A 12,542-nucleotide genomic window follows, 5' to 3' on the forward strand; every position below is an offset into this window, starting at 1 on the left:
TTAATAAAGTCGGGGTGGTTCTTCGTAAGCTTCAGGAGAGGGTGGATTCCCCATTAAAACCTCGATGTTCAGTTTTAGCTGAAACGAGTTCACTTTAGGTTATCCAGATACTTTACAGCCTGTAAGGCTGCTGTTCCACCTTCTCCTGCCGCTTTAATTAATTGATAAGGTTGACCTGTACAATCTCCTGCCGCAAAAAGTCCCGTCAAACTCGTCTCTAATTTATGGTTAACCTTGATAGCCCCCTCATCCATTTCCAAGCCAGATACAAGCTGCTCAGCTGGTAGCGTTTCTCTCAGGATAAACACACCGTCTACAGGGATTTGTTCCTCTTCAAGAAGGATTTGTTTTACGCTGCTGTCTCCGATTATTTCCTTTACTTTACCTTTTTTGACTTCAATTCGTGGATCAAGCCGCGAAATATTGCTGTAATAGGGTATGTAATACACTTTAGCACAGATATCCGCCATGAAATTGGCTTCATCTTCCCCTTCTTGACTATAGGAAATGAATGCGACTTGTTTATTCTTAAATAAAGGTCCGTCGCACGTTGCACAATATCCTACTCCACGACCCAATAATTCGGTTTCTCCTGGAAATAGTTTATCCACGGAAACACCCGTAGCTAGAACTATCGCATCCGCTTCGAAGGATTGGTCTTTGCCAAGTAGCGTATAAGGAGGCCCTGGGTAAATATTAGTTACTTTAATCGGAACTATCTTAATTTCCATTTCCTTAAGATGATCTAAAAACCGTTGCCGCAATTCTTCCCCACTTATTTGGGGAAATCCCAGCCAATTATCGATTCGCGGAGCTTTCGAGAGCTTGGGGCTACAGAATTCCGTGCCAAGAAGTATGAAATCACGTTTTCGAATTTTAGCATTCAGCGCTGCAGCCATTCCTGCCGGTCCACAGCCAACAATTGCCAGTTCGTAGTGTTCTTTAAGTGTTTTCAGATCTTCAGACATTATGGGCATCTCTCCTCTAACGATAAATCCTTTACAAATAAAAGTGTTCCCAGAATAACTTGAAAATACTTACGTAGTCTGAATCCATTGACGGATCATGGTTTCAGGAGTAGAATAAATGCTAAGCAAACCTATATGCACATTGATAATAGCTGAGGTGTACACTATGAGTGAAGATCTTTTAAGTAAATTCGATCCCATGATTTCTATGGAGCGTTCTATTCAAGCGGAGCTACTTCTTCTACTAGGACAAAAACCGTCTCACGGCTACGAGTTAATCCAACGCCTCAATGACGCAGATTTTAAAAGTGGAGAAGCAGATACTGCCACAGTTTATCGTAATCTAAGGCGTATGGATAAGGACGGGTTGATCCAATCCCATTGGGAGATCGGTGAAGCAGGCCCAGGTAGGAGACTCTATGAATTAACCCCCTTAGGAAAACAGTCTCTAGATTTATGGTCCCAATTTCTAACCCTTCAAAAAACTAAGCTCCAAAAATTCTTACAAGCCTACAAGCAGTATGAAGATTCTTTATCTAAAAGGGAAAACGAGGTGAACAAAACTTGAATACTTCGTCGAATGCTCTCAGACTTATCCATGCCGGCGCTTTACAGCGCGTGATGGAAACCTGCCTTGACCTCTATACTAAGATGAACCCGAATCTCAAATCCGAGCTAAAAGGGGTAGGTTCGAGGGAAGGTGCCAAACGGTTGTTATCTGGAGAACACTATGACGTCATTGCTCTCGCTGACCAAGCACTCTTTGCAGAACTGTTGGTCCCGGATTTAGTCGAAAACTACTTTGTTTTTGCGGCCGATCAGATCGTCATCGGTTATACCGGACTTTCTAAAGGAAGCAACGAAATCACTCCCGACAACTGGATTGATATGTTACTTCAATCACAAGTTCGGTTCTCTCATTCTAACCATCATCTGGATCCCTGCGGTTATCGAGCCCTTATGGTTTGGCAATTGGCCGAAACATTCTATCAGCGGCCAGGTCTCTCAACAGAGATGGAAGCAGCCTGTTTTCCTTACGAGACATACCCGAAATCATTAAATCTGGCCAGTGATTTATTGAAAGGTAAGGTTGATTACGCTTTTCTGTATTCCTCACAAGCCAAACAATTAGAGTTGCCCTGCATAACCCTACCCTCAAAAATTAATCTCTCCAACCCGGCGTATGCCAATTATTATGACCAAGCAGCAGTATCCGTAGAAAGTAAAATTCCAGGCAAAAACATCATCATTCATGGTAAACCTATAGAATTCGCAATCGGCAAATCCAGAAACAGCCCCTTATCCGAACACGCTCAATCGTTTATTGATCTGCTCACAGGTCCGGAGGGAGATTCGATTCTAGAGGAATGTGGCTTAATCCCCTGCTGAGTAAATTCGTATTGCTATGAGTTTTCCCCACTTTGTAATGTTGAAAAGCCCTAAAACAAGACTATTAATAGGGGGATAGGTTATGGAACTCAAAACAGAAAGCAAACCTCTAGAGACAAAACCACCTAGGCAGGTGAGCCTTTGGGAAATTGCTAAAACCGTATTTCATATCGGACTCGTGTCTTTCAGTTTAGCTGCTTTAGGAGAAGCCAAAAAATCCTTGGTAGACAAGAAACACTGGATGACGGATGAAGAATATCTAAACGGAGTCGCTCTATCTCAACTTTTGCCGGGCGCACCCGCTGTAAATCTAAACACCTACATAGGCTATTTCCTGAGGGGTTTTCCTGGGGCCTTAGTGGCCAGTATTTTTTTCGTAATTCCTTGTTTTGTACTTATGGTCGTGCTTACCCACCTCTATCTGAATTATAACGATATCCCCGCTGTAACCTCGTTATTTAAGGGAGTAGGGGCTTTAGTCGTAGGCCTAGTCTTCAATACCATTATTGATCTCTGGAAAAGAGGGGTAAACTCCCCACAGCTAAACATCTTAGCGGTCGGTGGTTTTCTGATGATTTTCTTCTTAAAGGTTAATATCCTGTCTCTTCTTCTTTTTGCTGGAGGAGTCAGCCTAGTGTTTACCTTCTTAACAACAAAGTTTTCCAGTTGGCAAGCTATCATGAATCGACGATTTTGGGTTACGAACAAGACCTTACATAAGCCTGTTTCCGCAGTCAAGTTTGAATTCAGTAAGAAAAAATACCTCATCATGCTAATCATGCTGGCAGTGCTGCTTATCATTAATTTAGGGATTAATTTTAGCAATCCCACCTTTCGACAATTGGGTAATACCTTATTTAGTATCGGTGGACTGACCTTTGGGAGCGGCTACGCTATGCTCCCGTTTATCCAGGATGCAATGGTCAATCAATACCACTTTTTGACCGATCAAGAATTCGGAATTGCCTTAGCCTTGAGCTTACTAACCCCCGGTCCAGTCACCGTAATTTCCGCCTTTATCGGCTACAAAGTGGCAGGATTATTCGGGGCAGCCCTAGCTATGGCAAATATGTATTTGCCTGCTTTTGCCGTAGTCAATCTCATTTCTGACCTTTATAACCGGGCGGGTAAGATCGATATCATCAAGATGGTCATCAATGGAATTGTAGCCGCTTTTATCGGCACGCTCTGGGCCGTGATTTTCAAATTGACGAGAAGTTCAATCCTTGATCTACCAACTTTCGGCATCGCCCTAGCAGCTTTTGGAGTACAGCGATTCACTAAAATAGATACCCTCTGGATTATCATCGCCGGAGCACTGCTCTCCCTCATAATTTTCTAGCGAAACAAGGGGACGGGCACCCTGTTTCGCTGGTCCCTGTTTCAGAATAAAACTAATCGAGACCTTTAGCGGGTCTCGATTCATGTATCTCGTGAATTGTAAAAAGAAATTCGGAACAGTAACGGGAGAACAGGTCAGTCCGTGATTAACACAGGTCTGAAACAGTGCACCTGTCCCTCTGTTTCCCTTATAAAGGCGGCAAGATTTATGTATTGTGATCTCTTAATAAGGAATGGTTTCATCATTGATGGTACAGGGAAACCGGGATTCTATGCTGATCTCGCTGTAACCCAAGGAAAGATCCTAGAAATCTCCGCAAGAATTGAATGCCAAGCGGATCGAATCATAGATGCTCTCGGATTGACAGTTTGTCCAGGGTTTATTGATCCCCATGTACATGAAGAGCTGACCGTTTTAACAAGTGGTAAGTTTGAGGAATTTTTACGTCAAGGGGTTACAACGATGGTGAACGGGAACTGTGGACATTCCATAACTCCCTATTCTTCGGATAATATCTATGAGTATATGGCTAAAAAAGGACTTATTTCAGTTAAGATAAAAGAGCGAAATCAACGAAACGTACCTGTCTGGACAAATTTCTCAGAGTATTTTGACGTAATCAAAAACAAAGGTACAAATATCAACATGGGATTTCTCTTAGGACATGGCACTTTAAGATGGAGTGTAATGGAAGACGCAAAAAATAGAAAACCGAATGTTAAAGAACAAAGCACACTAGTCCGTCTGATTGAAGAAGGCATGGAACAAGGGGCCTTAGGCCTATCAACAGGCTTAACCTATAGCCCTAGCAAATATGCCGATACTGATGAAATCATTAAACTTGCTAAGGTAGTCCAAACCTACGATGGGCTATATACCACCCACATTAGAAGCTATCTAGGTATTCTCGAAGCGGTTCAGGAAGCTATAAACATTGGCGAAGCTGCCGACATTAGAGTTCAGGTGTCCCATCTGACGCCGAATTGTCCAGAGGCTTTTGATGAAATACTGTCTGCCCGGGAACGTGGCTTAGAAATTGCAATCGATACTATCCCTAAGAGCAGTGGGCACTATAGGAGAAAGGACCGCTTATTTCAGTATGTGCTTTCTCAAGAGGGCACACTAACTCCTGAGGGACGAAGAAAACTATTAAAAAAGATCCGCTTCAAAGAAAAGCTCATGGTTATCAATGCGGATGATCCTCTCCTGGAAAATCGGACCTTAAAAGAAATCGCTTTTGAGAGAAAGCTGAATGTCGACGATCTAATCCTCAATCTATTAGAAAATGATCGTCCTAACTTAACTTTCTGTCAGGGCGGACTCAACAGGCATGATTTCCCGGGATCACCTTACGCGGATAATATCGCTCATAATCCACTTGTCATGGTTGGATCGGACAGGGTATCTGGGGACGTCGACGACCCCTATGCTCAGTATGAATTATTTCGAAAAGGCGCATTTCCGATATATTTTAGCTTATGCAGACAAAACAGGGTGAGATTAGAAGAGATTGTGCGCAGGATAACTTCTTTACCGGCACAACAGTTTAGGTTGGGTGATCGGGGTATGCTTGCCAAGGGGAAGGCCGCCGACATCACGATCCTTGATCTAGACAATTATACCTATCCCTCCAATGAGGAAATCGATTATAGAAACCCCTTTACAATGACCAGAGGGGTAAAGTATACAATTGTTAATGGCAAAGTAGTCCTAGATGATGGAACGATCAAAGAAATAAATGCGGGGCAATTATTAGCGAGAAGTGGTAGGGAATTGTAGCCCTGAGGTATGGTTCAATTTAAGAATCCTGATGTTTCCAAGTCAGCTCTATATAGATCAATGTAGACTCTTTTTCCACCTATAGCCCTGCTCTCAAATAAAACAACCTCTGCAACCCTAAACTCGCCTAGTTTCTTAATATGAACAACTGAAAGATCGATATTATCGAGTTTGGGACGAGAGACCAGAGTTATATGAGGCTTAAATTGGCGTTCCTCCAACTCAAAACCCTTTTTTTTGAGTTCAAGATGCAGATCATCCCTTAGTCGATTTAGTTCCGTTAAACCACCATTTAATGCGGTCCACAGGGTATGAGGCCGTTTAAGAGAGGGAAATCCACCTACTCCACCGAGGTTTAACTCAAAAGAGCTATAGTTACTTGCTACTTTGGTAAGTGTTTCGGTAAGTACAGGGATCATAGTGCTGTCTAGTTCCCCTAAAAATTCTAAGGTTATATGAAGACTGTCTTGTGATTTCCAGGAACCATTAACTCCAAGATGTCTTAGTTCGGACTGAAATTCGAGTAGAGCTTGTTTAATCTTAGTAGGCAAATCAACCCCTATAAATAATCTCATATACTCTTCTCCTATAGACGCTTAATTTGTTAGATCAACCCTCTGACGCAAAATGGTCAAAAATTCATTCTTTTGAGCTTCATTCACAAATATTCTGTTAGGGATAATATGTGCAGAATCTGCACTTACATAAATATAAATATGCTCTTTTTCTTCCAGAATATTTTTTATAGCACTAAACTGAGTCTTTGCTTCACTTTGTTCACTTCTATCCACAATTCCAACTTCAGATATCGTCAAGTTATGCTTTCCTAGCACACTATTGTTTTTCCCTTGCTTAAGCATCTTTAAGATTCTGTTTGAAACTATCCTCTTTAGACGTTTCGGGTAAAACGCAACCCAATACAAGTACAAAATTACAAAAACTGCTAACCAATACTCAAATGGGATACTCGAAAACCGCTTAAATAAGAAGGGTAAGGCTAAAAAGGATAACGAGAGAACATATCGTCGAATAAATAACGACCGCCTAGTCGCTTTAGCATACGTGATATGAAACAAATTGAAATCAATTATATCTTGTTTATTCAGTTCGTACTCAAAATTCATAGGAAATACTCCTTTCAAAAATAGTTCGCCAAAACCAAAATACCCTTTTCCCTAAAATTAAATGGCGGTTAAGTATTATAGGATAAAGGTATTTAATTATTAAATTAACACAAATATCGCAATAAGCCAAATAGAGCAAGAAAGAAGGGAACATTCAAGGAGTGTTTCCTTCTTTCTTGCTTTCTTTTATGCTTAGCATTGTTAACTATGGCCAAAGATTCAATTAATTCGAGGCAATATAAAGAGAAATGGTAGAAAATTATAACATTATGCTAAAACCTTGGAAAGCGGAAATGGCCAGTAATCGGAGATGGCCAACTTAGCAAATGGTCCGACTCACTGGCAATTGGCCCCGAATTATGAAGTAGATAAGGTACACCATCTGGGCGACGCTTGTCTGATATAATCGCTATGTGTTCATGGGGATGATCAAATGTGACAATATCTCCTGCCTGCCATAAATACAGATTGTCCACATCACCTGGTTTTATCTCTTTTGATAGTTCCAATCCATGCCTTCGAAAATAAACTAAGAGGTTAGGAACCCGCCTATAATCAATATTTGGATCTGGCTTTCCTCCAACTCGAAGATACTGCGATAAGTTATCTCTGATGTCCTTATCGACTAATGCCTTAAGATTATAACCCGCATCTCGCATTGCCCTCCACACCACATCAGTACAAACTCCCTCGGTCTCTGGTGGATTCCCCCCTTGATAATAAGCACTGCGATATAGGGGTTTCCTGAGCACTTCTTCTTTGGCTCCAGCCACAATATCTCTTAGATCATCAAGTCCATCGCCATCTTTGTCAACTGGGCAAGAAATCCTTTCAACCTGAACCGACTTAACAAAAGGCTTAAACTCAGCAAAGTATGACTTCTTAAATTCTGTCTTAGTCAAAATCAATACTAGCACGGCTAATCCCAGTATAGCAATCATCGCCATACTGGCCTTAACTAATCTTTTCATGCTGATTCACCCCCACACAAAACAACTCAATTATATAGTGTTGCGCCTTGCCATTTCATGCTTTCAGTCATTCAGACATTCTTGATCAGGGTCCTTTTCTTGTTCGTGTGCATCTATGATTTATGGATAGGTTACCAGAAATATTACTGGAACAATTTACAAATCACAGGGCCCTCTTATTAGTTGATTTCCCTACGTATAAAAAGAATTAAGAACAAAAGCTGATCCTAAAGTTGCTTAATCCATTCAATAAAGGATTCTACATTATCAAAAGCAAATGCCGGGTTCATATCTAACACTTTTTGAACCTGGGCGGTTTTAGCCCATATCGCACTAATCGGTAAAACACCGACTTCTTTAGCAGCTTTCACGTCATAGGCAATGTCACCTACATAAGCCACATCTTCCGGCGAGTAATTCCATAGTTTCAAGACTTCTTGAATACGTTCAGGTTTACTTGCACCATGCTCTGAGCCCGTCAAAATTACCTCGAAAAAAGGTTGTAATCCTGAGTGTTTTAAGGATATCTTCATACTTCCAGGGCCTTTTCCTGACACAATAGCCAACCTTATTTCTCGTTCTTGCAATATAGACAGGGCCTCACGGACACCTGGAAAAGGCTCCGCATATTGAGCATGAATTCGATCATACTCCTCAAGATAAAACTGCAAACTTTCTTCCCATGAATCAGGAAACAGTCTCTTAAAGACTCCTTCCTCTGAAGGTCCAAATAGGGAGGTTAACTCTCGGGAAGAATATTCACGCCCCAAAAATTTTACTAAGGTACTGCTAAAACTAGCATAAACTACCGGCAATGAATTAATTAACGTACCATCTAGGTCAAAGATAAATCCTTTAAGTTTCATGTTCTACCCCCTAAAGACTGCTAGTCTTCGTAAATCAACTAATCCTTGGTATCTCAGCAGAATTCATAATAATCCAAGACATCCCAGGATGTGTAAACCAAACCGATTACTTTACTTAGTTATGATACTCTACTTTAAAACGCAACACGGTTTTAAGCTTATCAGGTTGAGTTTTACGAGCATCTGAAAGATAAATCTCTCTGTGAAGCTTTGTTATCCGCCTCAAATTGTTCTGTGCACAATAATCTTCCATGATTGAAAAACTCTCTGGCTCATTATCATAAGGGCATGGCGAACATTTTTCCACCTATAAGGTATCTTGTTGCGTCCCATTCTACCTTGAAATCCTTTTGTGTCCCTTTTTTAGACAGACAGTACTCGTCAAGCCATTCATAGTTCAATAAAAATCCTCCTTTATTTCATAACCCAATTTTAAATTCCATTCGCTACGGCATTTTTTTACACCAATGTAGCAAGCAGTATTAAAGGAAGTTTACAAACTTGCATGAGTAATGGTATCACGCCGATTTCCAATAGGATAAAGCGAATAAGAACTTTAGTACCATAATTTCAAGAATTTAAATTATTTGCAAACTATTTTCCCACCTTTAAATATAGTAATATGAGGTGGTTATATGAACGTGATTCATAAACATTATTTTCAAGGTCTTAGTGAAGTAGTTTTTAATCATCAACATCAAGGTTGACAAAACTCGAAAAAGAAGCCCAATCTTTTGGGAAAAGTAATCCAATCTTCCCCGGCAGATCCTCCAGTGCTAGTACGCACACCCGCCAGGACGCACCGGGAAATATGCTGTACTTTTTAGAGGTTCATAACCAGTCAAACCTGGGTATGGATCTTTTTAATTTGTTCCTTTATGCCACCGACAATAAGACTATTCAGTATTTATGGTACATCCTCTAAATTCCGTATTGTGAACTAAATTCGACATTCAAATTACATATCCTTCATATGATTCCAGTTATTAACCCCTTGACCTTATCCGTAATGATTTTTCATCGGATAAAGAATGCTTGGCTGGTGCCAAGACATGGTGAAGGCGGCATCCCTAGTTGCACGATGCTTACCAGAAATTTGCACTTCCTGATAGTATAAAAGAGCCTCCATGCTGGAGGCCCTTAAAGCCATGAATGCTATTTAATAGTGAGCCGATTACTCAGAACAAATTCCACAATCACTATGACTCTTCTGATAGTCACTGATCTCTTTTCCCGCATCACCCTTCACAACCTGGGTATCGGGATCGACTATTTGTTTTTCTAGCGTCTCCACAGGAGCAACACATGCAGGTTTCAAAGGAGACATGAGACAAGATTTATAGCCGCCGGTAAGGTTTTTAACATTATATCCTTTTTGGCTTAAGATCCTAGACGCTACATATCCTCTCAGTCCAATTTGGCAATACTCCAAGATCTCTTTACTTTTATCAAGTTCACCTAATCTTGCTCTCAGGCTATCGACTGGGATGTTGAGCGCTCCCTCAAGATGACCACCCTTATATTCCCTTTCTGTGCGGACATCTAATAAGATGGTGTTTTCCCGATCATGCTCCATAAACTGCTCGATCGATATGTCATCTACTCTGCCAGCTAGGACATTCTCCGCTACAAAACCAGCCATATTGACGGGATCTTTGGCTGATGAATAAGGTGGCGCGTAACAAAGCTCCAACTCGGTCAAATCTGTAACGCTTCCCCCCAGCCTTATGACCGTTGCAATGACATCAATTCTCTTATCTACGCCATCATTCCCAACACCCTGCGCTCCTAAGATTTTGCCCTCTTCGTTAAAGATGAGTTTCAAGGTCATCATGAAGCCTCCCGGATAATACGAAGCATGTGACGCCGGATGTACGGTAATTGTTTTATAAGGGATATTGAGTCGTTTTAAGGTCCTCTCATTATTGCCCGTACTAGCCGCCGTTAGCCCGAAAACCTTGAGAATCGAAGTGCCTTGAGTTCCCTTATAAGTACTCCTCAGACCTACTATATTATTTGCTGCTATTCGGCCTTGTTTATTGGCAGGCCCTGCAAGAGGAATGGCAGTAGCTTGCTTGTTAACAAAATCAACGACTTCGATGGCATCCCCGACGGCATAGACATTTTCTGCATTGGTCAATAAGTATTCATTGACTAAGATATGCCCTTTGGACCCGAGCTTAGTTCCACTATCCTTCAAAAAGCCAGTATCCGGGATGACCCCTATGGCTAAAATCACGAGATCAGCAGTCAATGTTTTGCCACTATTGAGGGTTATTTCTACACCGTTTTCCTGATCCTTAAATGACTTAACCCCATCATTTAAGATGAGCTTCACTTCATGGTCCGCAAGTTCTTTTTCCACGGCTCCGACAACATCCGAGTCGAAAGGTGCTAAGACATGCGGTGCTGCTTCGACTATAGTCACGTCAAGCCCACGATGTTTTAGATTTTCTGCCATTTCCACCCCAACAAAGCCACCGCCAATGATGGCAGCACTTTTGGTTCCCGCTTTATCTACATAAGCCTTGATTTTATCTGTGTCTGGAATATTTCTTAAAGTTAAGATTCTCTGACTATCGATACCCTCGATCCGTGGTTTAATCGCTTTTGCTCCAGGAGATAAAACAAGATAATCATACGTTTCTTCATAGATTTCGTTCTTCTTATGCTTGATCGTCGCTACTTTTTTACGGGTATCTAAACCAATCACTTCGCTGTTAATTCTTACATCAATGTCAAATCGACTCTTCATACTTTCTGGAGTCTGGACTATAAGCCTCTCTCTTTCTTTGATGGTCCCCCCAATGTAGTAAGGCAAACCGCAATTGGCAAAGGAGATGTACTCATCCCTTTCAAACATGATAATCTCGACTGTTTCATCCAGTCTTCTCAGTCTGGCGGCAGCGGATGCCCCACCAGCCACACCACCAATAATCAACACCTTTTTACTCACAGTGGCCCTCCCCGATTAATCAGATTTGGTTAATAACTATATTTTTAACCGCTAAACAGTTTCGCCTGTCCCATTGCCCCGTCTATTCCTAAATCAGAAGAAGAGTGTTCGACTAATATTTGAGGAATTTATTTCCAAAATAGCACGCCAAGGTGAAATGCACCCTTCAGAATCATGCTGGATTAAGTAAGCCTACTAACCGCTCTCTTTCCTCTTCCAAATCTTCTCGTTCGGCGACCATCTTTGGTTGCACAGAATGAAAGGGCCAGCGTGCTTTTATGTCAGCTAACTTTTTTTCCACATCGTTAAGCTGGAGCATAAGCTCCTGCTTATCTGTGGTCTGTTCTATAGCTTGTTCTTTTTCGATCCGTTGTTCTTTCTCATCCATTCTCTTTCCTCTCCTCTGACATGGTAAATGTTATAGCGCCATGCATACACGCTTCCATACAGGTTTCGCATTCAGTACAAAGCTTAGAATCCACGATTGCCAGATGTGAAAGCATTGAAATTGCTTGCACAGGGCATGCATTAACACAGCGTTTGCACCCCCGACATAGCTTTTCTAAGATCAACGCAGACATGTACTCCAACTCCCCTCATCAAGAGAAACACACGGTTTCTCGCTTAGCAGCCTGCTCAGCCAAAGCCTCGCGGAGATGATTTGGCTGTCCCTGAGGATCCTCTATCTCCATTTGCACCCATGACATTAACCGTTGTAAACCGCTGCTTAATTTGGTCACTCCCACACTTTGGGCAACTCTGCTGATCTTTTTGACTGATTGTACAAAAAACAGAAAACCTATTTTCACACGATTGACACACTAAATCGTAACTTGGCATTGAGATTACCCCCTCTATTAATAAACTTGGAGCAGATGAATTTAATCCCGATATACCCCGGAAGGGTATTATATGCTAAATATATTCATCTCTAACTAATTTGTCAACCACTTTTAAAACATATTTTCCTCGTTTCAAAGTATTTATGCACTCAATGAAGCAGCCGTGGATCAGCGCAGATGATGCAGAATTAGGGAATAAAAGCTACCAAATAAAACATTCCTAGCTTATTGTGTCCAAGAAAGTTAGAAATGTTTTATGGCTTTTCAGCCGTGCGATCATGGCATTTATGACAGCGACCGAAGTA

At 41.4% G+C, this 12,542-nt stretch carries 13 protein-coding genes and 1 pseudogene; 4 read left to right on the forward strand and 10 right to left on the reverse strand.

Going from position 1 to position 12,542, the window contains the following annotated elements; translation table 11 throughout:
• Nucleotides 1-89: 89 nt before the first annotated feature.
• Nucleotides 90-968: an NAD(P)/FAD-dependent oxidoreductase gene (locus ACYQ3Q_RS03100; RefSeq protein WP_459927208.1), complete on the reverse strand. Its 879-nt coding sequence runs from the start codon at nucleotides 966-968 to the stop codon at nucleotides 90-92.
• 118 nt (nucleotides 969-1,086) lie between these two features.
• Here ACYQ3Q_RS03100 and ACYQ3Q_RS03105 point away from each other — a divergent pair, with 118 nt between their 5' ends.
• The 4 genes from ACYQ3Q_RS03105 (at nucleotide 1,087) to ACYQ3Q_RS03120 (ending at nucleotide 5,478) form a co-directional block, all read left to right on the forward strand.
• Nucleotides 1,087-1,536 carry a PadR family transcriptional regulator gene (locus ACYQ3Q_RS03105; RefSeq protein ID WP_459927209.1) on the forward strand — a complete coding sequence of 150 codons (450 nt, stop codon included), beginning with the start codon at nucleotides 1,087-1,089 and terminating at the stop codon, nucleotides 1,534-1,536.
• Nucleotides 1,533-2,357 (forward strand): extracellular solute-binding protein, encoded by an 825-nt coding sequence (locus ACYQ3Q_RS03110; protein ID WP_459927210.1) that lies wholly within the window; start codon nucleotides 1,533-1,535, stop codon nucleotides 2,355-2,357. The genes ACYQ3Q_RS03105 and ACYQ3Q_RS03110 overlap by 4 nt, the downstream gene beginning before the upstream one ends.
• A gap of 82 nt (nucleotides 2,358-2,439) precedes the next feature.
• Nucleotides 2,440-3,699: a chromate efflux transporter gene (chrA, locus tag ACYQ3Q_RS03115; RefSeq protein WP_459927211.1), complete on the forward strand. Its 1,260-nt coding sequence runs from the start codon at nucleotides 2,440-2,442 to the stop codon at nucleotides 3,697-3,699.
• Between the two features lie 207 nt (nucleotides 3,700-3,906).
• Complete coding sequence (locus ACYQ3Q_RS03120) at nucleotides 3,907-5,478, forward strand: N-acyl-D-amino-acid deacylase family protein (protein WP_459927212.1); 1,572 nt, start codon at nucleotides 3,907-3,909, stop codon at nucleotides 5,476-5,478.
• A gap of 14 nt (nucleotides 5,479-5,492) precedes the next feature.
• Here the strand turns inward: ACYQ3Q_RS03120 and thpR are convergent, their stop codons facing one another.
• The 9 genes and pseudogenes from thpR to ACYQ3Q_RS03165 form a co-directional block, all read right to left on the reverse strand.
• Nucleotides 5,493-6,053, reverse strand: a complete 561-nt coding sequence (gene thpR / locus ACYQ3Q_RS03125) for an RNA 2',3'-cyclic phosphodiesterase (RefSeq protein WP_459927213.1) — start codon at nucleotides 6,051-6,053, stop codon at nucleotides 5,493-5,495.
• 21 nt (nucleotides 6,054-6,074) lie between these two features.
• A complete protein-coding gene (locus ACYQ3Q_RS03130) occupies nucleotides 6,075-6,338 on the reverse strand; it encodes a YcxB family protein (protein WP_459927214.1) in 264 nt (87 codons plus the stop codon).
• Nucleotides 6,339-6,874: 536 nt separating this feature from the next.
• Nucleotides 6,875-7,573: a DUF1287 domain-containing protein gene (locus ACYQ3Q_RS03135; RefSeq protein ID WP_459927215.1), complete on the reverse strand. Its 699-nt coding sequence runs from the start codon at nucleotides 7,571-7,573 to the stop codon at nucleotides 6,875-6,877.
• Nucleotides 7,574-7,800: 227 nt separating this feature from the next.
• On the reverse strand, nucleotides 7,801-8,439 hold the full coding sequence (locus tag ACYQ3Q_RS03140) for an HAD family hydrolase (protein ID WP_459927216.1): 639 nt from the start codon (nucleotides 8,437-8,439) through the stop codon (nucleotides 7,801-7,803).
• Between the two features lie 287 nt (nucleotides 8,440-8,726).
• Nucleotides 8,727-8,840 (reverse strand): annotated as a pseudogene (locus tag ACYQ3Q_RS03145) (MmcQ/YjbR family DNA-binding protein); the annotation flags it as partial.
• A 773-nt stretch (nucleotides 8,841-9,613) separates the two neighbouring features.
• Nucleotides 9,614-11,395 carry an FAD-dependent oxidoreductase gene (locus ACYQ3Q_RS03150; protein ID WP_459927217.1) on the reverse strand — a complete coding sequence of 594 codons (1,782 nt, stop codon included), beginning with the start codon at nucleotides 11,393-11,395 and terminating at the stop codon, nucleotides 9,614-9,616.
• A gap of 172 nt (nucleotides 11,396-11,567) precedes the next feature.
• Nucleotides 11,568-11,783 (reverse strand): hypothetical protein, encoded by a 216-nt coding sequence (locus ACYQ3Q_RS03155; protein ID WP_459927218.1) that lies wholly within the window; start codon nucleotides 11,781-11,783, stop codon nucleotides 11,568-11,570.
• Nucleotides 11,776-11,976: a DUF362 domain-containing protein gene (locus ACYQ3Q_RS03160; protein ID WP_459927219.1), complete on the reverse strand. Its 201-nt coding sequence runs from the start codon at nucleotides 11,974-11,976 to the stop codon at nucleotides 11,776-11,778. Before ACYQ3Q_RS03160 ends, ACYQ3Q_RS03155 begins: the two co-directional genes overlap by 8 nt.
• Before the next feature lie 55 nt (nucleotides 11,977-12,031).
• Entirely contained in the window at nucleotides 12,032-12,235 is a 204-nt protein-coding gene (locus tag ACYQ3Q_RS03165) for an FmdB family zinc ribbon protein (RefSeq protein WP_459927220.1), read from the reverse strand.
• Between the last annotated feature and the right edge of the window lie 307 nt (nucleotides 12,236-12,542).

Source organism: Desulfosporosinus burensis, assembly GCF_054657535.1.

What these genes read in the sequence shown, in the direction of transcription:
- ACYQ3Q_RS03135 (WP_459927215.1), bottom strand. Translation starts at nt 7,573, where the DNA reads ATGAAAAGATTAGTTAAGGCCAGTATGGCGATGATTGCTATACTGGGA.
- thpR (WP_459927213.1), bottom strand. Translation starts at nt 6,053, where the DNA reads ATGAGATTATTTATAGGGGTTGATTTGCCTACTAAGATTAAACAAGCT.
- ACYQ3Q_RS03140 (WP_459927216.1), bottom strand. Translation starts at nt 8,439, where the DNA reads ATGAAACTTAAAGGATTTATCTTTGACCTAGATGGTACGTTAATTAAT.
- ACYQ3Q_RS03100 (WP_459927208.1), bottom strand. Translation starts at nt 968, where the DNA reads ATGTCTGAAGATCTGAAAACACTTAAAGAACACTACGAACTGGCAATT.
- ACYQ3Q_RS03160 (WP_459927219.1), bottom strand. Translation starts at nt 11,976, where the DNA reads ATGTCTGCGTTGATCTTAGAAAAGCTATGTCGGGGGTGCAAACGCTGT.
- ACYQ3Q_RS03165 (WP_459927220.1), bottom strand. Translation starts at nt 12,235, where the DNA reads ATGCCAAGTTACGATTTAGTGTGTCAATCGTGTGAAAATAGGTTTTCT.
- chrA (WP_459927211.1), top strand. Translation starts at nt 2,440, where the DNA reads ATGGAACTCAAAACAGAAAGCAAACCTCTAGAGACAAAACCACCTAGG.
- ACYQ3Q_RS03130 (WP_459927214.1), bottom strand. Translation starts at nt 6,338, where the DNA reads ATGCTTAAGCAAGGGAAAAACAATAGTGTGCTAGGAAAGCATAACTTG.
- ACYQ3Q_RS03105 (WP_459927209.1), top strand. Translation starts at nt 1,087, where the DNA reads ATGCTAAGCAAACCTATATGCACATTGATAATAGCTGAGGTGTACACT.
- ACYQ3Q_RS03155 (WP_459927218.1), bottom strand. Translation starts at nt 11,783, where the DNA reads ATGGATGAGAAAGAACAACGGATCGAAAAAGAACAAGCTATAGAACAG.
- ACYQ3Q_RS03120 (WP_459927212.1), top strand. Translation starts at nt 3,907, where the DNA reads ATGTATTGTGATCTCTTAATAAGGAATGGTTTCATCATTGATGGTACA.